The 19,241-nt window shown below is 42.0% G+C and carries 17 protein-coding genes and 3 pseudogenes; 19 read left to right on the forward strand and 1 reads right to left on the reverse strand.

The annotated features are described in order from the left end of the window. The first annotated feature begins 323 nt into the window (after positions 1-323). The 19 genes and pseudogenes from rplM to ACTNA4_RS11155 all read left to right on the forward strand — a co-directional run bounded on the left by rplM (position 324) and on the right by ACTNA4_RS11155 (position 17,962). A complete protein-coding gene (rplM, locus tag ACTNA4_RS11065; protein ID WP_441030079.1) occupies positions 324-752 on the forward strand; it encodes a 50S ribosomal protein L13 in 429 nt (142 codons plus the stop codon). A gap of 27 nt (positions 753-779) precedes the next feature. Next, positions 780-1,172, forward strand: a complete 393-nt coding sequence (rpsI, locus tag ACTNA4_RS11070; protein ID WP_427806969.1) for a 30S ribosomal protein S9 — start codon at positions 780-782, stop codon at positions 1,170-1,172. A gap of 523 nt (positions 1,173-1,695) precedes the next feature. After that, positions 1,696-2,487 carry a hypothetical protein gene (locus ACTNA4_RS11075; RefSeq protein ID WP_427806970.1) on the forward strand — a complete coding sequence of 264 codons (792 nt, stop codon included), beginning with the start codon at positions 1,696-1,698 and terminating at the stop codon, positions 2,485-2,487. Positions 2,488-2,673: 186 nt separating this feature from the next. Continuing rightward, a complete protein-coding gene (locus tag ACTNA4_RS11080) occupies positions 2,674-4,032 on the forward strand; it encodes a DUF389 domain-containing protein (protein ID WP_441019109.1) in 1,359 nt (452 codons plus the stop codon). Positions 4,033-4,234: 202 nt separating this feature from the next. Next, positions 4,235-5,119, forward strand: coding sequence for a glutathione S-transferase C-terminal domain-containing protein (locus ACTNA4_RS11085; protein WP_441019111.1), 885 nt, complete (start codon positions 4,235-4,237; stop codon positions 5,117-5,119). Next, positions 5,071-5,583 (forward strand): annotated as a pseudogene (locus ACTNA4_RS11090) (hypothetical protein); the annotation flags it as partial. The gene ACTNA4_RS11085 and the pseudogene ACTNA4_RS11090, both read left to right, overlap by 49 nt. A 12-nt stretch (positions 5,584-5,595) precedes the next feature. Further along, positions 5,596-6,099, forward strand: a complete 504-nt coding sequence (locus ACTNA4_RS11095; RefSeq protein ID WP_441019113.1) for a GNAT family N-acetyltransferase — start codon at positions 5,596-5,598, stop codon at positions 6,097-6,099. A gap of 16 nt (positions 6,100-6,115) precedes the next feature. Further along, complete coding sequence (locus tag ACTNA4_RS11100; protein ID WP_427806974.1) at positions 6,116-6,871, forward strand: amino acid ABC transporter permease; 756 nt, start codon at positions 6,116-6,118, stop codon at positions 6,869-6,871. Then, positions 6,858-7,616 carry an amino acid ABC transporter ATP-binding protein gene (locus ACTNA4_RS11105; protein WP_441019117.1) on the forward strand — a complete coding sequence of 253 codons (759 nt, stop codon included), beginning with the start codon at positions 6,858-6,860 and terminating at the stop codon, positions 7,614-7,616. Before ACTNA4_RS11100 ends, ACTNA4_RS11105 begins: the two co-directional genes overlap by 14 nt. Positions 7,617-7,640: 24 nt before the next feature. Then, positions 7,641-8,723 carry a M20/M25/M40 family metallo-hydrolase gene (locus ACTNA4_RS11110; protein ID WP_441030081.1) on the forward strand — a complete coding sequence of 361 codons (1,083 nt, stop codon included), beginning with the start codon at positions 7,641-7,643 and terminating at the stop codon, positions 8,721-8,723. Positions 8,724-8,871: 148 nt separating this feature from the next. Continuing rightward, positions 8,872-9,195 (forward strand): annotated as a pseudogene (locus tag ACTNA4_RS11115) (guanosine polyphosphate pyrophosphohydrolase); the annotation flags it as partial. A 26-nt stretch (positions 9,196-9,221) separates the two neighbouring features. Next, entirely contained in the window at positions 9,222-10,217 is a 996-nt protein-coding gene (locus tag ACTNA4_RS11120) for a hypothetical protein (RefSeq protein ID WP_441030083.1), read from the forward strand. After that, positions 10,123-11,100 (forward strand): LTA synthase family protein, encoded by a 978-nt coding sequence (locus ACTNA4_RS11125; protein ID WP_441030085.1) that lies wholly within the window; start codon positions 10,123-10,125, stop codon positions 11,098-11,100. Before ACTNA4_RS11120 ends, ACTNA4_RS11125 begins: the two co-directional genes overlap by 95 nt. A 136-nt stretch (positions 11,101-11,236) precedes the next feature. Continuing rightward, entirely contained in the window at positions 11,237-12,040 is an 804-nt protein-coding gene (locus ACTNA4_RS11130) for an SDR family NAD(P)-dependent oxidoreductase (protein WP_427806981.1), read from the forward strand. Between the two features lie 205 nt (positions 12,041-12,245). Next, positions 12,246-12,797: a group II intron maturase-specific domain-containing protein gene (locus tag ACTNA4_RS11135; RefSeq protein ID WP_441030087.1), complete on the forward strand. Its 552-nt coding sequence runs from the start codon at positions 12,246-12,248 to the stop codon at positions 12,795-12,797. 503 nt (positions 12,798-13,300) lie between these two features. Continuing rightward, on the forward strand, positions 13,301-14,545 hold the full coding sequence (locus ACTNA4_RS11140) for a saccharopine dehydrogenase family protein (RefSeq protein WP_441018328.1): 1,245 nt from the start codon (positions 13,301-13,303) through the stop codon (positions 14,543-14,545). 15 nt (positions 14,546-14,560) lie between these two features. Beyond that, positions 14,561-15,331, forward strand: a pseudogene (locus tag ACTNA4_RS11145) (class I SAM-dependent methyltransferase); the annotation flags it as partial. Next, positions 15,314-16,105: an arsenite methyltransferase gene (gene arsM, locus ACTNA4_RS11150; protein WP_441030127.1), complete on the forward strand. Its 792-nt coding sequence runs from the start codon at positions 15,314-15,316 to the stop codon at positions 16,103-16,105. The pseudogene ACTNA4_RS11145 and the gene arsM, both read left to right, overlap by 18 nt. A gap of 156 nt (positions 16,106-16,261) precedes the next feature. Next, the gene (locus ACTNA4_RS11155; RefSeq protein ID WP_441018326.1) at positions 16,262-17,962 is read left to right on the forward strand and encodes a carbon starvation CstA family protein; all 1,701 of its coding nucleotides are present in this window, start codon (positions 16,262-16,264) and stop codon (positions 17,960-17,962) included. Between the two features lie 81 nt (positions 17,963-18,043). Here the strand turns inward: ACTNA4_RS11155 and ACTNA4_RS11160 are convergent, their stop codons facing one another. Beyond that, on the reverse strand, positions 18,044-19,078 hold the full coding sequence (locus ACTNA4_RS11160; RefSeq protein WP_441030089.1) for a PTS sugar transporter subunit IIC: 1,035 nt from the start codon (positions 19,076-19,078) through the stop codon (positions 18,044-18,046). Positions 19,079-19,241: the final 163 nt, after the last annotated feature.

The following is a 19,241-nucleotide window of genomic DNA, read 5'->3' on the forward strand; positions in this document are numbered from 1 at the left end:
CACAACAGCACACAACACATACAACAAATATTTTTATAAAATTTGACATAAAAAAAGCCGCAGTTACGCGGTTTTTGAGGTTTTATTCAGTTAGTAAGTGTCGAAGATCCGATTGTATATACGATAACGAATTGTGCGGGGAGTCGAAAAAAATAAGGAATAAATCAAAAAAACAGTTGACATGGAAAAGGCACCATAATATAATGATAAAGTATGACACGAGGAAGAGACAATTTACACCAAAGCCCCGGAGTGGATTGTTTTCCAATAGAATCTACAATGAAAATAATTAGTAAAAATGGAAATTCATAGGAGGTCAACCAATGAAAACTTACATGGCTAATCCAGATAAGATTGAGAGAAAATGGTATGTAGTTGACGCTGAAGGACAGACACTCGGACGTCTTTCTGCAGAGATCGCAAAAGTTTTAAGAGGAAAAAATAAACCGGTATTCACACCGCACATTGATACAGGCGATTACGTAGTAGTTGTAAACGCTGCAAAAGTAAAAGTAACTGGTAAGAAATTAGACCAGAAAGTATACTATCATCATTCAGACTATGTAGGTGGAATGAAAGAAATTACATTAAGAGAAATGATGGCTAAGAAGCCGGAAGCAGTTATTGAGATGGCTGTTAAGGGAATGCTCCCGAAGGGACCTTTAGGAAGAACTATGATTAAGAAACTTCATGTATATGCAGGACCAGAGCATGAACAGCAGGCACAGAAGCCGGAAGTTTTAACATTTTAGTTGAAGGTGTGAAAGGAGGATATTACAATGGCTAATGCTAAATTCTACGGAACAGGAAGAAGAAAAAAATCTATCGCAAGAGTATACCTTGTACCGGGTACAGGTAAGATCACAATCAATAAAAGAGACATCGACGAATATTTCGGACTGGAAACTTTAAAAGTTGTAGTTCGTCAGCCGCTGGTTGCAACTGAGACAGCTGATAAATTTGATGTATTAGTAAATGTACACGGTGGTGGATATACAGGACAGGCTGGTGCAATCCGTCACGGTATTTCAAGAGCTCTGCTTGAAGCAGATGCTGATTACAGACCGGTTCTGAAAGCAGCTGGATACTTAACACGTGATCCACGTATGAAAGAACGTAAGAAGTACGGTCTCAAAGCAGCTCGTCGCGCTCCGCAGTTCAGCAAGCGTTAATTTGGAGCGAAGCGACAACGAGAGAAAACAAAGTTTTCTCGAGTTTGTTTCAAGCGACAACGAGAGAAAACAAAGTTTTCTCGAGTTTGTTTCAAGCGACAACAAGAGAAAACAAAGTTTTCTCGAGTTTGTTTCAAAGATATCAAAAGAATTTTGTCCCGGAAGCAATTGTGCTTCCGGGATTTCTTCATATTTGGTCAGATCATTGACCGTAGATTCAATTATTCTTCAAACAGGTCACTTCGGTCCGTGTCGCAGAATGACCTTAACTTCAAAAAATCAAAAACAAGTCACCCCCCGACGTCGATGAAGGATGACCGCAATTCTAAGAAATCAAAAACAAGTCACCCTCGACGTCGAAGAAGGATGACTGTAATTCCAAGAAATCAAAAACAAGTCACCCTCGATGTCGAAGAAGGATGACCGCAATTCTAAGAAATCAAAAACAAGTCACCTTCGACGTCGATGAAGGATGACTGTAATTCCAAGAAATCAGATATAAGTCAATAGTAGGAGAAAAGATATGCAAGGTCTAAAACAAATGCTTTTACAGGAGCAGAAATATCTGGAAAACATTGTAAATAAAGCAAAAGAAGGATTGTCTACAGCACCGGATGGACATCTAAGAATCTCAAAAGATAAAAATAAAATCAGATATTACCATTGTACAGAGGATAATAGTGGAATCTATATTCCGAAATCAGACAAATCTTTACCCCAAAAGCTTGCGCAAAAGACTTACAACTTGTCGGTGATAAAAAAGGCAGAATCGAGACTAAAACAGATTAAGAAAATTACGAGAGATTATTCAGATGATGAGATCGAGGAACTTTTTACATCTTTGCATGCAGACAGACAAGCTTTAGTTACGCCTGTGGAAGCAACATGGAAGCAACTTCTTAATGAATGGTATACGGAAGAATATCAGGGGAAAGGATTTCAGGAAGGAACTGTGGTGATTCTGAGTGAAAAAGGGGAACGCGTGAGATCGAAGTCAGAGAAAATTCTTGCAGATTACTTTTATCGAAGAAACATACTTTACAAATATGAAAAACCTTTATATCTGAAAGGATATGGTACTGTATATCCTGATTTTACATTTTTGTCGAAGAAAATAGGGAAGGAGATATACTGGGAACATGAAGGCATGGTGGATAAGCAGGAATATGCAAGAAGTGCGGTCCGAAAAATAGAGTCCTATCAAAAGAATGATATTTATCCGGGGGATCGTCTGATTCTCACTTTTGAAACAGAACAGAGTATTTTGAATTCAAAAACGATAGAAGGATTGGTAAACAGATATTTGCAATTTTGAGAATAATAATTGACTATTTTTGGTGTACTGAATAATCACAGAATTGAGATATGCATATTTTATGCATATTTTTTCTCAGAAAAATGTCATGATTCGATGATATATGCTATAATTATTCCTGATAATGTTTGTGCTGCCAGAGAGGTGATTTGATTGATTCGGGAAAAGAAAGTTGGAGTAAATAATATGATACAGGATAATATAAACGAACAGAAGCAGGGAAAAATGAATTCACTAAAAAGATTTTTAATAAATTTATTTGATATCCGCGGTGATATGATGAGCTATGAGGATATCGATGCGATGATGGAGGAGAACACGGACATTCACGGTTCTAATATGTGGATACTGATGATGGCTATCATGATTGCGTCAATCGGTCTGAATGTCAATTCCACTGCGGTGATTATCGGAGCCATGCTGATTTCCCCACTTATGAGTGGAATACTGACGATGGGATATTCTCTTGCTGTAAGGGATCTCAAACTGATGCGGCGTGCGCTTCTCAGTTTTGGAGTACAGATGGTGATCAGTTTGATTACGTCTTCAATTTATTTTTCTATTTCTCCGCTTGGAGAGCCTACGGCAGAGATGATTGCGCGTACAAGCCCCACGATCTGGGATGTACTGATTGCTTTGTTCGGTGGTATAGCCGGGATTATCGGAAATACAAGGCAGAAGAAAAGCAATGTAATTCCGGGAGTAGCGATTGCGACTGCACTGATGCCACCGCTTTGTACCGCTGGTTATGGAATTGCCACAATGCAGGCGAAATTTCTCCTCGGGGCATTTTATCTGTTCTTTATTAATACATTGTTTATTGCACTTTCGGCAGCACTCGTGACGGTTCTCCTTGGAGTCCCTGCACATCAGAGCATGGATGAACGCAGACAGAAGAGAATAAACCGGATCGTGGCAGTTATTACAGTGGTTACCGTGATTCCGAGCTTGTTGATCGGAGCATATACAGTGTACAGTTCTTACATAGAAAACCAAATATCCGATTATTTGAAAGAAGAGTTTGTTTTCAGTGATACGCAGTTGGTGCAGAGTAGTTACGATCAATCAGCGAAAATGATTTCTGTATCGCTGGTCGGCACACCGATCGATCAGGAGACGATTTCATTTCTGGAAAGAGAAATGGAGAAATATGATCTGGAGGAATATACGCTGCATGTTACGCAGAATACGGTTAGTTCTGCAAGCGAAAGCGAGAATACAGACAAAGTGACTATTGCGGTTCAGGAAAAAGCAATTGCCAAGCTTCAGGAAGAACTGGAAGCGAAGCGGGAGCAGCTGGCGGAAATGGAGAGCAAAGCGACTGCAAAACTGGATCTGGAACAGATGTCAAATAAAGCAGAAAGCATTTTTTCAAGTTTATCGGACTGCAAATGTGGTATTATTGCAGATGAAACGGGAGAATATATTATTCTTGTTGCAGATGCGGAAAAGGATTTGACTGATTCAGAGATCTCTGTGATCGAGAATTGGCTCAAAGAAGAAAGCAAAGTAGAACAGGCAAGGCTGTTTATTGAACAAAAATAGAATTAGTATTGATTGTAAATGTCGGGAAGCTAAAAGCGTCCCGACTTTTTTTGACAGAATATCATAGTTTGTATTTATAATTGGCTCTAAAAAACTGTTATAGATGAAAGGGTTGCATTTTCGGGATTTTGTTATATAATAGCCTATGCAGATAATACATATCAAACATATAGGAATTATAAGATAAGAAAGGAAGGGGATTATGAGCTGTGAATTTAATAATATATCTAAGGAAGAGGAGAAGGGGATCACTTACACAGACGCTGAGGCAGAGCTTCATGCAAAAGAAGTGGGTGTTGATCCCAGGCCAAATGAAACATTGGTTGAAATTGATGAGAGGGGAGCGTTTATCAGACAGCCTAATGCATTTATAAAACCATTCGGAGATAAGCCTGGTGACAATAAAGCGGAGGCGGGAAGATATCGTATTTACTGGGCAACAGGATGCCATTGGTCAAACAGACCGGTAATTGTGAGAGATATTCTGGGTCTGCAGGATGTTATTTCTGATATTAAAGTATCTCACTCTGGGGAAACGAATGTATATGGGCATGGGTTTGGAAATCAGCCTGATCACCGGGATCCGGTGACGGGGGCGTATTTCTTAAGTGAGTTTTACAAGAGAGCAAATCCGGATTTTAAAGGCAGAGCGACAACTCCAACGCTGGTAGATGTTGTGAATAAAACGGCAGTGAATAATGATTACCACCGCCTCACAAATTACATCGAGGTACAGTTCAGACCATTCCAGCCCGAGGATGCACCGGATCTTTATCCAAAGAAATTCAGAAAAGAGATCGATGAGTTTAACGACTGGTTATTTCCGCATATCAATAATTCCCATTACAGAATGGCTTTCTGTCAGTCGCCGGAAGCATATTTTGAGGCGTATGAAGATTTTTATGAATCACTTGACAAACTGGAGAAACGTCTTGAAACCAACCGTTTTATATTCGGTGATTATATCACGGATGCAGATGTAATAATTATGGATATACCGATGAGAGAGCCGAATCTTATTATTTTTCATATCCATACAAGACAAGCTTTAATGAATATATTCAAAGAGCGGATGATCAGCCGTTAGAGTCTCTTGAAGATGCGGCTGAAAGAGGCTACAAGATTGAACTGACTGCGGGAAGTCTTACAGGAAATGCATTAGAAAAATGGAATAAAGATCATCCTGAGAAACAAATCAATATCATTTATTCTGAGACAGATTTTCAAGTTCGTTATCAGCATATCGTAGACGGAACGACAGATTTTGCGATTGATGACGGACCAATCATAGAGAATCTGCTTCCAAAATTTGGAATGGAAGGTCAGCTTGTGGCCAATGACATTGATGCAGAGACAGAAGATTTCCTGTTCCCGCAGAATAATACATATTTCCTTCTCGCAAAAAATGAAAAAGGAGCTCAGATTCGTGAGGATTTAGATAAGGTTCTGAAGGAAATGAAAGAAGATGGAACTATTGCGGAAATTACAAAGAAATATCTGGGAGTTGATACTTCAGTAGATCCGAAATACCTGGAAGAAACAATTAATTAAGAGGAAACGGGTATGCAAATATATCGTATTAATAAAGAAACGGATGAATGGTTAAAGAAAGCATATGATTATGTAAGAACGGATGCCTTCTGCTTTGGTCAGAATATCCCTGTGGAATTAGAATTTGCGGGGGAAGAAGCTCAAGATGATTTAGAAGGTGTTGTGATACTGGAAGATCATAAGCCGGTTGCCGGATGCCGGATTTCATATCCGGCAGATGGAATCGGGAAAATTGAACGTGTCTGTGTGGTTCGTGAAAAGCAAAAGGGAGGATATGGCAGTATACTCATCAGGGAAGCGGAAAAATGGTTGATTGAGAATGGTGTCAGACATATTGTTATTAACAGTCAGGACAGAGCGGCCGGTTTCTATCATAAGTTGGGATACATCACAAATCCTACAGTTGATCCTCATGCGTATGATAAGAAAAGAAAGAGGAAAAAGGCGGCAGATGAAGCCTCCCTGCCAAAGATAAATCTGGGATTTTCGACTGTTCTGGTAGAAAAATACGTGTAATAGAAGGGAAAAGGGAATGGGTAAATTATTTGATGTTTCACTGGTATTTTCATCAATACCTGAATTGTTGGAAAAGCTTCCTATAACTCTGGAACTGGCATTGCTGGCGATGGTGCTTGCACTTGTTATAGGGCTCATAATGGCTATTATTAAGATGAAAAATATAAAAGTGCTGACACAGATTGTGAATATTATCATATCAATGCTTCGAGGAACGCCTGTCATTGTTCAACTCTATGTCGCATTTTTCGGGATACCGATGATATTTACGGCAATCAACAACAGCTGGGGAACTGATCTTGCTGTGGCTGATATTCCCGGGTTTGTGTATGCGATGATTGCATTGGGCTTGAATCAGGCGGCGTTTATGGCTGAAATAATACGTTCTGCCCTGCAGTCAGTAAATTCGGGACAGATAGAGGCCGCCAGTGCGCTTGGTATGACCTATGGACAGGCTTTGAGAAGAATTATTATCCCGGAAGCGTTCGAGGTGGCGCTTCCTACATTGGGTAACTCGTTGATCAGTATTATCAAGGGGACATCGTTGGCATTTACCTGCGCAGTTGTAGAGATTACTGCCCAGGGTAAAATCATCGGAGGAAGGACATATCGTTATTTTGAAGTATATGTCTCACTTGCTATCATATATTGGGTCATTACGATTATAATTGAACAATTGATTAAGTTTATTGAGAAACGAATACGTATACCGGAGCAAGTTGCGATGGTGTCACCGGCGCGTATAAAGGAGTGCATATATGATAAAGATTGAACATTTATCAAAGAAGTATCATGATAATGTGGTGTTGGACGATATGAATCTGGAAATCCACAAGGGTGATGTTGTGGGAGTGATCGGCCCATCGGGAACTGGAAAATCGACATTACTGCGTTGTATCAACCATCTTGAAATTCCAGAGCAAGGTGTGGTATATATAGGCGAAGAGAGAGTGGAACTTGCTCAGAAGAAGCCGAAAAATCTTCTGGATCTGCGAAAAAATACCGGAATGGTTTTTCAGAAGTTTAACCTGTTTGAGAAGAAAACTGCTCTGGAAAATGTAATGGAAGGTCTTGTTACGGTAAAGAAGATTAAAAAAGATGAGGCAAGAAAAATTGCGATGCAGGAATTGGTAAATGTGGGAATGGCGCAATGGGCAAATCATTATCCAAAACATTTGTCAGGAGGACAGCAGCAAAGGGTGGCTCTTGCACGTGCTCTGGCTATGAAACCGCAGGTTCTTCTTCTTGATGAGCCTACATCAGCGCTGGATCCTGAGCTTGTTGGTGAAGTCCTGGATGTAATCAAGAGGGTGGCAGAGAAAGGTTACACGATGATTCTGGTTTCGCATGAAATGAATTTTGTGCGACATGTGTCTAATCGAGTGATTTTACTGGATAAAGGGCATATTGTGGAGGATGGAACTCCGAAAGAAGTGTTTGATAATCCAAAGAATGAACGTACAATAGAATTCTTCCGCAAAATGAATCTGATGAATGAACCGGATTATGTAATTTGATGAGGAAAGAGAGAGTATGTGTCGATGATTGAAGAAATAAAGAAGTTATTATTACAACTGGTTGAAATTGATTCTCCTTCAGGAGAAGAAAATGGGATTATAAAGTTTTTAAAGAAAAAATATGAGGAAATAGGTATTCATCTTCAAGAAGACAATTCGGGTAATCTCTATGCTGAAATTGAAGGCAAAGGGGATTACCTTTTGCTGTCTGCTCACATGGACACTGTGAATCCAGGGAAGGGGAAAAAGGCTGTTGTAAACGCAGACGGTATAATTTCCAGTGATGGAACAACGATTCTGGGCGCTGATGACTATTCCGGACTGGTGGAAATTTATGAAGTGGCAAAATATGTTATGGACAATCATATCCCACATAAAGCAATAGAACTTCTATTTACTACGGGTGAAGAACGGTACTGTGTTGGCGCTAAGAAATTTGATTTTCGTAAGGTAAAAGCAAAAACAGCATATGTGCTGGATTTGAGTGGTCCGGTCGGAAGGGCAGCGTATGCAGCACCTACGATTTTATCGTTTGAAGCTGTAGTTCGCGGAAAAGCGGCACATGCAGGATTTAATCCGGAAGAAGGAATTCATGCAATTCAGGCTGCGTCGAGGGCGATCGGAAAACTGCAGCTTGGAAAAGTGAAGGAAGGTGTGACGGGAAATGTGGGCATCATGCAAGGTGGAAAAGGGACCAATATTGTCCCTGATGAAGTAAGGATTCAGGGAGAAATAAGAAGTATGCAACATGAGGATGCAATTAGACTTGCAGATGAATACAGATGCATTTTTGAAGAGGAATCAGCCGCTTCTGGAGCAACTGTGTCATGGGAGGAGGAAATTCATATTCAGGCCTATGAGACTTTATTAGAAAGCAAAGCTGTGAAAGAGTTTGAAAATGCAGTAAAAGCGGTTGGACTTTCGCCAAAACTGGAGAAGACATTCGGAGGAAGCGACCAGAATGTATTTGCGCAGAAAGGAATCGAAGGAATCGTTGTCGCCAATTCTATGTATAACGTGCATAGTGTTGAGGAATACACGAATCTTTTTGAAATGGAAAAGGTGGTGGAAATATTAAAGGAAATTGTGAGAAATGAAGAGATATAAATAAACAGTAAAGATAAAGAAAAAAACTGAAAATGCAGGATATGTGTGTTATAATTAATGTCAATTAAAAGAATCAATATCAGGAGTGACACGAATGATAACATTGAACGATTACCTGTATTCCGGAGATACGGTTATTAAAATACTTCAGAATTATATGGAAGATCTGCTTTGTACAAAAACAATGGACGATATTGCGGAAATCGGACCGGCCAATCATCTGGGGTACGAGAAACGTCAGGAGAACGAACGAGTTAGAAGAGATGCGGTTCCGGAATGGGAATGTATTTATTTTGATGAAGCGTATGAGCGGGGGATGCGTCTGCTTCAGCTGAATCTGGCAGAATTGGATGTAAACATGTTTTCGGCTGTAAATAACAGTCTGATCAACGATGGATGTGGGCTTTACCGGGGAAGACAGATCCTGCCGTATGAACATTTGTCGAGATTTCAGAATGATCTGATTGATTGATGTCAGTCAGATAAAGGGGAATAAAAATGCAAACAAAAGATAGCTTGAGAAGGGTTATGAAATATGCCTGTATTCTATATTTTCCGATTCTGTTATTATACCTGGAATTGGTTTTTCATCTCTATATGCGGCTTAGGATGGCATATTTTCCGATTATTGCCTGTTTTGCGGTTTCACTTGGAATGCTGGTCAGCGCTCTGGTGAACTGTTTTAGTAAAAGAACGAGGCATATTCTGACAAGTGTGTTCAGTTTGTTTTTGGCCGTGCTGTTTTGTGTGGAAATGATCTGCCGCAGGATTCTGCAGCAGTATTTTCAGTTATTCAGTGCGCTCGATACGGCTGCAGACAATCGGCTCGGAGATTATCGAAATGCCGTTGTGAAGGCTCTTGAACAGAATTGGATCGGGTTGCTTCTTATGCTGGTCGTTCCGGGAATGATGTGTGCTATACAGGTTTTTCGAATTGACACATTTGGAATAAAGATAAAAACCGATACAAAAAAACGGTGGCCTCTACAGAAAAGACTCCTGTTTCTGTACAGATTTACCGCTGTTCCGATGATAGGTTGTGTGGTGTTTTATCTTTTGGCGCTGGCTATGGTTTATCTTTATCCCTGGGAAGGCGATTTTACTCCGGAAAAGCTCTATGCTATGGATACGAATACGGATGATCAGGTGGAGCAGCTGGGACTTCTTACGATGCTTCGTCTGGATTGTAAACATATGATTTTCGGAAGTAACAGTAATATGGATATCAGTCTGGAACAGCTTGCCGATGCGGAAAATGAGAAGGCGGTTCAGGATGAAGAAATAGCAGAGGAGGTGGCGGAACCGGAAATTGATACTTCTTCGAATGTGTTGGAGCTGGATCTGCAAAAATGGATCGATGAAGCCCCGAATGAGGATGTAAAATGGCTTTCCGGTCAGCATGAAGGAGACTGGGGAACAAGGAACAAGCCTGCCTTTTACGCTGGCAAATATACTGCAGCCTTTGGATTATACGTGTATTGGTTTTCATTTTAATGAAAATATGTATGGCAGGGCTCTGTCACATCCTAATTTGGGATATGACTGGCGGCAGTGTTCGGAGTGTCAGAATCTTCTGACGAAAGAAACGAATGAGGAGGGATATGTCTACTGGCCGCAGTCGGATGATTATATGGTGGAACAGACTCTGGAGGAATATTTGACACAGGAGCCTTTTCATATTTATTATCTGACGCTAAGCGGACATTTACCGTATGGTTTTGAAAGCAACCAGATGTCCCAAAGGAATCAGGAGGCTGTTGCGTCTCTTCCGTATTCGGAGAAGACGAAGTCCTACATTGCGGCGAATCTGGAGCTTGAAAAGGGCTTGACTCGTCTGGTAAATGCGTTGGAGGAAGCAGAAATCTCAGACCATACTCTGATCGTTATGGCTCCGGATCACATTCCGTATTCTGATATTGATGTTATTGAAGAACTGGCGGGTCGTTCCTTCGGAACGGATTCGCTTGAATCGTTGAATGAAAAGTCTGTGGATTTCGATGTGTATAAGAATTCACTCATTATGTGGACTGCGGGGATGGAGGAAGGCGTGACGGTTGATAAACCCTGCTGTCAGGTGGATATTCTACCGACTATTTTGAATTTACTGGGGGCTGATTATGATTCCAGACTCCTGGCAGGAAGGGATATTCTTTCGGATTCTGAGCCTTTGGTCGTGTTTTTTTCCAGCTCATGGCTTACGGACAAGGGGACTTACAATCGATTTACCGGAACTTTTACGCCAGCCTCCGGTGTCGCCATGACGGATGAAGAGATGAAAGCTTATACGGAGCGTATCAAAGCGATAGCTGCCTGCCGGTTTCAAATGACATCGATCATCATTGAAAATGACTATTACCGCCTGATTCTGGGCTTGTGAAAATAATAACTTTTATTTATATTTTTTAAAGCTATTGATTTATTGGGTGTAATGCGCTATAGTAATATTAGCTGAAATTCGGCACATTATTATGTGAATATAAGTGCAGAATGCATAATTAAGGAGGATGATTATCATGGGAAGATTACAGGACAAAGTTGCAATTGTTACAGGTTCCACCAGCGGAATCGGAATCGGAATTGCCAGATTATTTGCAGCTGAAGGCGCTAAAGTAGTGATTTGTGGACGTAGAGCTGAAAAAGGACAGGCTGTTGTTGACAGCATCGTGGCAGAAGGCGGAGAAGCTTCTTATCACTTTATGGATATTACAGATCTGGAAAGTATCGAAAAGTTATTTGCTGATACAGCAGAAAAGTATGGAAAGATTGATGTTTTGGTAAATAACGCTGCTAACGTAGCTCTGAAGGACGGACGTGTTGATGAGCTTACAGTTGAGATGTGGGATGCTATTTTCCAGAGTGATATGCGCGGTACATTCTACTCTACAAAATGCGTACTTCCATATTTAGAGAAGAATGAGAACGGTGGTTCTATCATCAATATCGGTTCTATGGCTTCCTGCGGAGGCGACCTTGGATCAACAGCTTACGCTTGTGCAAAAGCAGGTGTTGATATGCTGACCAAGTCTACAGCACTTCAGTACGGCAAGAAGAACATTCGTTGCAACTGTGTTCGTCCGGGACTTATTGTTACACCACAGAATGAAGCAAATGTACCACAGGCTCTGAAAGACATTTTCCTGAGCAACATCATGGTTAACCGTTATGGATGCCCGGAAGATATCGGAAATATGTGTCTGTATCTTGCTTCTGATGAAAGCAGCTATTTCACAGGACAGGTTGTTACTGTAGACGGTGGTCTGAATGCACATGTTTCTACCGTTGCTCAGTTCAAACAGCTCAGCTCACGTACATGGTAAAAGAAAATATTTTTGAAAAGAGTTCCCTTTGCGGAACTCTTTTCTGTTGCGTGTGTCCAGCGAAGCTGGACCACACTTGCCGGTGCAAGTCCGGTCACGGTAATCGCCAGTGAGCCGTGTAGCTAAACTCGGTGCGCTGTAGTAATACAGGGTGCTAAGCGAGTGGATAAAGTAACCTTGATAAGAGGTGCGAGCAATTGAAACGATGGGAATCGAGAAATATCTAACAGAAATCAAAGAGGAACTGATGGATGGCAAATATAAACCATCCCCAGTAAGGCGGGTAATGATACCAAAACCAGACGGAAGTAAAAGACCTCTTGGAATACCAACGGTCAAAGACAGAATCGTGCAGATGGCTACAAAGATAGCAATAGAGCCAGTTTTCGAAGCTGACTTTAGAGAATGCTCCTACGGCTTTAGACCCAAAAGAAGTGCAAAACAGGCACTGGAAAAGGTCAGAAAAGCCATGAAGAAAATGAAAGCAGAAATCAAAAGGAATGTAAACAATCGAAGCCTGCTAGTTGCAAAAGAAGAAGATTTAATAAAGAATCTGAATCCTAAAATCATAGGATGGAAGAATTACTATTCTACTAAGACAAATGAAAAATGGATGCAGGCACTAGACTGGTACATTATCTGCTCCTTTGCAAGATGGTATAACAAGAAGCACCGAAGGCGACATCATATGTCAAAGGTGGGATTTGTTAGAAATAGCATTTACGAAAAAGGATTAAAGAAAATGGCTAAAGCATGACGTAATGCTGTAGAAAGAAGAATGTCGGAAAGCCGTGTGAGGGAGAACCTCATGCACGGTTTGATGAGGGGCGGATGAAAGGTTCATCCGCCTACTCTACCATACATATGAGAAAATCAACCGTTATATTCAAAATGGAGAAAATTCTTGACAGCAGGGTGAGAATTTGTTAGGTTTAAAGAAAAAGAAATGGATGAGGTCAGCTTAAGACGCCGTTTGAATCGGGGCCGAAGCAGCAAAGATTACAGCCAGATGCATCCAGTGTAATCGGGAAACTAGCAGGCAAAAGGAAGGCCGACTGACAATTCTTTGGAGAGAATACGAACGCAGGATTTCTGAAATTCTGGACGGGTATCACCTACGAGGACATAACCAACTGGTAAAAGGACAGAGAAGATCAAGATGCACGATGGGAGTGCGTCTTGTTTTCTTTTTTTGCCGGGTAGAGAATAGAATAATGAGACAACGATCCGGAATATGGATGCCGGTCAGGAGGTAAGGTTATGAGAATGATGCTTGTGGGAAGCGGAGCTGTAGGTGAGTGCATCGTGAAGATGCTGAAAGAACGTGATGAGGCGGGGGAATGGTTTGAATTCTGTCTGCTTTGTGACATCAGTTTGGAAAGAGCGGAGGAAGTGCAAAGGAATCTGAATGATGCAAGATTTTATGCAGAATACTTGGATGCGACTAAAAAAGAAGAAATAAAAAAGTTGATAAAAGAATATAATATTGATTTTGTAATGGATGCATCCAGCCCATTTTGCGCAAATTACATTTTTGATGCAGCTTTTGAGTCGGGCGTGGACTATTCCAATATGGGAACTTGGTCTGTTCCTAAGGAGAATCCTGCCTATGGACTTGGGATTGAGAACAGCTATGATGAAGTGATGACGGCCTATAATTTTGACCGAGATGATGCTTGGCGGAATCAGGGAAATACGGCGCTGATCTGTCTGGGAATCGATCCGGGTGTGGTAAATGTGTTTGCAAAATATCTCTGTAAATACGAATTTGATGAAGTGGAAGAACTCCACGTGCGGGACGGCGGCAATCTGGAAGTGGCCGGCGAGGAAGATGATATTGTATTTGGATTTAATGTCTGGACGGTGCTGGATGAGGTTATGAATCCGAATGTAGAATACGATAAGGACCGTGGAGGATTCCTGGTGGAGAAGCCGTTCGCCGGGCAGGAAGTCTTCTGCATGCCGGAGGTCGGAGATAATACCTTCGTCAAGGTAGAGCATGAAGAAACGGTAACCATGCCAAGATATCTCTCTCAATATGGACTGAAGCGCTGTACGTTTAAGATTTCTCTTGATGAGAAGCTGATTCAGGCACTGAAGGTTCTGGACCATCTGCATTTGAATACGACGAAAAAGGTTAAGGTCGGGGATGTGGAAGTGGTACCGCGTGATGTGATCGCTGCATGTGCACCGGCACCGAAGAATATCAAGGACGAGATGTCCGGAGAGATGGTGGTGGGTGTTCTTGCTATCGGGAAAAAAGATGGAAAAACAAAGAAGATAATGATGTATCAGTCGTATTCCAATGAAGAAGCGATGAAACGGTTCTCCATGCAGGCGGTCGTGGCACAGACCGGATTCGGTGCAGCGCTTGCGATTGAACTTTATGCGAAAGGGATTTACAGGAAACCGGGTGTCTTTTCGTTGGAAGCATTTGAGCCGGAACCGTATCTGGCGCTGATGAATGAAACGGGATTCACATATGCGTTCCGGGAATATGAATAGAGTGGAGTTTTTATTATGATGACAGAACTGGAGAAATACTATAACAAGTTTAACGAGGAGAAGCGCTTGAACAGCCGCCATGGACAGGTGGAATTTCTGACTTCTATGAAATACATTCACGAATATCTTCCGGAGGATAAATCCGCGAAAATCCTCGACGTTGGTGCAGGAACCGGACGTTATTCGGTGGCGCTGGCGGAAGAAGGATATGATGTGACGGCGGTGGAACTTGTAAAGTATAATCTTGGAATTCTGAAGAAGAAGAACAGTACTGTCAAAGCATATCAGGGAAATGCCATGAAGCTTTCCAGATTCCCGGATAACGAGTTTGACGTTGTGTTGGTGTTTGGGCCGATGTATCACCTGTATACGATGGAGGACAAGGTGAAGGCGCTGAAGGAGGCGAAGCGCGTTGTCAAAGAGGATGGCGTGATTCTTGTGGCGTATGTTATGAATGAATACAGTGTGCTGACGTATGGATTTAAGGAAAATCATATTCTGGAGTCTCTGGAGAAGGGGAAGCTTACAGAGGATTTCCACGTGATCGCAAAGCCGGAAGATCTGTACGATTATGTCCGGATAGAAGATATCGATGCATATAACCAGGCGGCAGGACTGGAACGGATCAAATTGATCTCTGCGGACGGAGCGGCCGATTATATGCGTCCGATTTTGAATGCAATGGATGAAAAGACATTTGAAAGTTTCATAAAGTACCATTTAATGACATGCGAACGGAAAGAACTGTTGGGGGCAACAGCACATACAGTGGATATTTTAAGGAAACAGAAGAAGTCTGCGGACATCCATGACAGTGTACGACGTGATTATGGAAAGATTGCAAGGGAAGAATTTGAGGGATCTGTTCTGAGTGGAAATAATGGTTCCAAGGAAATATCGTCCAGTGTGGGGTATAGGCAGGAAGAACTGGCATTAGCTCCAGAAGGGGCAAATATGGGACTGGGATGTGGAAATCCGCATCGGAAGGCAGAGATTTCTCAGGGAGAAGTGGTGCTTGATTTGGGAAGCGGAAGCGGACTTGACTGTTTTATCGCAGGGAAAAAGGTCGGCAGAAGAGGAAGAGTGATTGGCGTCGATATGACACCGGAGATGATCTCTAAGGCGCGCAAAATTGCTAAGGAAAACAAAATACGTAATGTAGAATTCCGACTGGGAGAGATTGAGAATCTTCCTGTCGCTGACTGTACGGCGGATGTATGCATTTCCAATTGTGTGATCAATATGTCCGATAATAAACTAAGAGTGTACCGGGAGATTTACCGGGTGCTGAAGCCCGGAGGAAGGATTTCCCTGTGTGATATTGTGATCATAAAAGAGCTGACCGAAGAAATGAAGAGGGACGAAGCCATGCATTCCTGCTGAGTGTCCGGAGCGTCTTCGGTAGAAGAATTGGAAAAAATTATTAAAATGGCAGGATTTGAGGAAGTGGAAGTGATTGCGAAGCCTGTCTCCAAGGAATATGAAGAACGATGGGGACGATCCCTGGCGATTGGTGAATATATCATGTCTTCAGCCATCACGGCAAGAAAACCATTATAAAAAATATTTTATAAAACCTACAAAAATCGATAAAAATATTCGGTAATTTTATGTATTATGCTTCTTGTATTCAACGTCTTAAAGTGGTAAAACAATGAGGTGAGAATTAAGGAAAGAGACGAAAGAAAAGAGACGAAAGAAAAGAGGAGTGATTTTATGAATGGTATTTTAATGATGGTGATCGCCATTGTGGTGTTGAGTGCAGGATACCTTTTCTATGGACGATACCTTGAGAAGAAATGGGGAATTGACCCGAATGCCAAGACACCGGCGTATGAGCTGGAGGATGGTGTAGACTATGTGCCGGCTGATACAAATATTGTATTTGGTCATCAGTTTGCATCGATCGCAGGAGCGGGACCAATCAACGGTCCGATTCAGGCAGCAATTTTTGGATGGCTTCCGGCATTCTTGTGGATTCTGATTGGCGGTGTTTTTGTAGGAGCGGTACAGGACTTCGCAGCAATGTATGCTTCAGTAAAAAATAAAGGCCGTACAATCGGATATATTATTGAAGAATATATTGGAAAGTTGGGAAAGAAATTATTTTCAATCTTTTGCTGGCTGTTTTGTATTTTGGTTATTGCAGCATTTGCTGATGTGGTTGCAGGTACATTCAACGGCTTTTCGGCAGATGCATCCGGCGCTGTGACGAAAGTGGCGGCAAACGGGTCTGTTGCGACTACTTCTGTACTGTTTATTTTTGAGGCGGTTGCACTTGGAATGATTCTGAAATACGCAAAGTTGAATAAATGGGTGAATACAGCAATTGCGATTGTCATGCTGGTAGCGGCAGTTGCAATCGGACTTGCCTGCCCGGTTTATATGAGCCTTGGAACTTGGCACATTATTATTTTTATATATATTATGATTGCCTGTGTAACTCCGGTGTGGGCACTTTTACAACCACGTGATTATTTGAACAGCTATCTGCTGATTTTCATGATCGGAGCCGCAGTGATTGGCGTTTTTGTGGCAAATCCATCATGCAACCTTCAGGCGGTGACAAGCTTTAATGTAGATGGAAAGAGCATGTTCCCGATCCTGTTTGTGACGATTGCGTGTGGTGCGGTATCCGGATTCCATTCACTGGTTTCATCAGGAACTGCTTCAAAGCAGATTAAGAATGAAAAGAATATGCTTCCGGTTTCCTACGGAGCAATGCTTTTGGAGAGTATGCTTGCGGTATTGGCACTGATTGCGGTTGCTTCCTTCGCTGAGGGAGAGGCTGCCAGTCAGGGACTTCTGACCCAGCCTCAGATTTTTGCAGGAGCGATTGCAAATTTCCTGTCAGTGATCGGGCTTCCGCATGATCTGATCTTTACATTGATCAATCTTTCCGTATCTGCATTCGCACTGACATCTTTGGATTCTGTTGCACGTGTGGCACGTATTTCTTTCCAGGAGTTTTTCCTTGAAGACGGAGATACTTCGGATACAATGCCTGCATGGAAAAAAATTCTGACGAATAACTATGTTTCTACAATTGTGACTCTGATTGTCGCATATATGCTTGCGAAAGTTGGATATGCTGAGATCTGGCCATTATTTGGCTCAGGAAATCAGCTTCTTGCAGTACTTGCTCTGCTGGCTTGCGCTGCATTCCTGAAGAAGACACATCGTCAGGGTGTTATGCTTTGGATTCCGATGGTATTTATGATGGCGGTAACTTTCACTGCGCTTGCGACAACAAGTATCAATCTGTCAAAACAATTGATGACAACAGGACTTAGTCTTGGAAATACACTTCAGCTTATCTTTGCTGTACTGCTTCTGATTCTCGGTATTATTGTAGCGGTACAGGGAATCAAGAAACTGACAGAGAAAGAAGATACAGTTCCTGCATCAGCAAAATAAATAATATAGAAGAAAGTATACATGGAAACAGCCCGGCGTTTTGATTTGAACGCCGGGCTGTTTCTTATGGGTTCTATGAAATTATTCCAGCACGGCTCCTTCCGGAATCGTGGCTGTTTCGGTATGTGCGAAACGCTTCTTGAATACGGTTGATCCAACCACGCCTGCTGTAATTCCTCCAAGGATTGCAAGTCCGATGGCAGCAATTACTTTAAGCGGCGGATTAAAAGCAAACGGTGCCAGAAGTCCCGGAATCGGGGAAGCAGTACCGGGAGCGTTGTTAATTATACCAAATACTGCAGCTGATAATCCAGCCAGTGCTCCTCCGCAGAAGTTTGAACAATAAATAGGTATCGGATTCTGTGTTATAATATCTGCCTGAGTCAGTGGCTCCAGCATGACGGCGATAATGTTGCTTCTGTCACCCAGTTTTAAGCGATGGAAAATAATTCCGTTTGTAAAAGATCCGCCCACACATGCGATGGCTGCGATTCCCATTGCAAGTCCGTCGAGTCCGAGCATGGCGGTAAGCGCCATGGAACTAAGAGGAGAGGTACAGATCATTTTCATGATGCCTCCGAGCAGAAGTCCCATGACGATCGGAGACTGATCTGCAGCAGCGGAGATTGTCTGGCCGATTTTCAATAAAGTAGAGTTTACTACAGGATCTACGAGGATTGCGATCGCTCTGGCAACAGGAGCGATGATCAGTGCACCTGCTATGATATTCAGCCCTTCAGGAAGTTTCTTTTCGAGTATCGGAGAAATCAGTCCTACGATGTAACCGGCGATAAATCCAGGAAGAATTCCGTAACCGCCTACAGCAACACCGGCTACGACAGCAAATACCGGATTCGCACCCATGCTGATTGGTACTGTGATCGCTGCAGCAACACCGCCAAGACTTCCGGATGTTGCGCCGAGTTCCTGAAAGAAAGCAAGTCCAAGCAAGTCGCCTGTGATATAACGATGAACAGCCTCTATCAGAAATGTAGCGATGGCAGCATTTGCCATACCCGACATGGCAGCCTGGCCTTTCGGCATTTTCAGACTGAAGAGAGAGAAACCAGCGAGGGTCAGAAGTAACAAACCAATTCCAGAAATAATTGTAACCATAATTGCCTCCTAATTAAATATTTGTTTTCGTGATAACATTGAATATGCGGATATCATAGGAAGCAAGTTTCAAAAAGATTCAAATGGTATCAAAATGGAAAGAAAGTTCTAAAAAAGTCACAAAAAAAGAGCCTGGCAATTGTATATTTTGTCAATAAACGGC

Origin of the sequence: Bariatricus sp. HCP28S3_A7 (assembly GCF_052066375.1) — a bacterium.
Lineage (GTDB): Bacteria > Bacillota > Clostridia > Lachnospirales > Lachnospiraceae > Allocoprococcus.

Coding starts and splice junctions, on each gene's coding strand:
- ACTNA4_RS11125 (WP_441030085.1), top strand. CDS start 10,123: ATGAAGGAGACTGGGGAACAAGGAACAAGCCTGCCTTTTACGCTGGCA.
- ACTNA4_RS11160 (WP_441030089.1), bottom strand. CDS start 19,078: ATGGTTACAATTATTTCTGGAATTGGTTTGTTACTTCTGACCCTCGCT.
- ACTNA4_RS11095 (WP_441019113.1), top strand. CDS start 5,596: ATGCAAATATATCGTATTAATAAAGAAACGGATGAATGGTTAAAGAAA.
- ACTNA4_RS11155 (WP_441018326.1), top strand. CDS start 16,262: ATGAATGGTATTTTAATGATGGTGATCGCCATTGTGGTGTTGAGTGCA.
- ACTNA4_RS11120 (WP_441030083.1), top strand. CDS start 9,222: ATGCAAACAAAAGATAGCTTGAGAAGGGTTATGAAATATGCCTGTATT.
- rpsI (WP_427806969.1), top strand. CDS start 780: ATGGCTAATGCTAAATTCTACGGAACAGGAAGAAGAAAAAAATCTATC.
- ACTNA4_RS11085 (WP_441019111.1), top strand. CDS start 4,235: ATGAGCTGTGAATTTAATAATATATCTAAGGAAGAGGAGAAGGGGATC.
- ACTNA4_RS11110 (WP_441030081.1), top strand. CDS start 7,641: ATGATTGAAGAAATAAAGAAGTTATTATTACAACTGGTTGAAATTGAT.
- ACTNA4_RS11100 (WP_427806974.1), top strand. CDS start 6,116: ATGGGTAAATTATTTGATGTTTCACTGGTATTTTCATCAATACCTGAA.
- rplM (WP_441030079.1), top strand. CDS start 324: ATGAAAACTTACATGGCTAATCCAGATAAGATTGAGAGAAAATGGTAT.
- ACTNA4_RS11105 (WP_441019117.1), top strand. CDS start 6,858: ATGATAAAGATTGAACATTTATCAAAGAAGTATCATGATAATGTGGTG.
- ACTNA4_RS11080 (WP_441019109.1), top strand. CDS start 2,674: ATGATACAGGATAATATAAACGAACAGAAGCAGGGAAAAATGAATTCA.
- ACTNA4_RS11140 (WP_441018328.1), top strand. CDS start 13,301: ATGAGAATGATGCTTGTGGGAAGCGGAGCTGTAGGTGAGTGCATCGTG.
- ACTNA4_RS11135 (WP_441030087.1), top strand. CDS start 12,246: ATGGGAATCGAGAAATATCTAACAGAAATCAAAGAGGAACTGATGGAT.
- ACTNA4_RS11075 (WP_427806970.1), top strand. CDS start 1,696: ATGCAAGGTCTAAAACAAATGCTTTTACAGGAGCAGAAATATCTGGAA.
- ACTNA4_RS11130 (WP_427806981.1), top strand. CDS start 11,237: ATGGGAAGATTACAGGACAAAGTTGCAATTGTTACAGGTTCCACCAGC.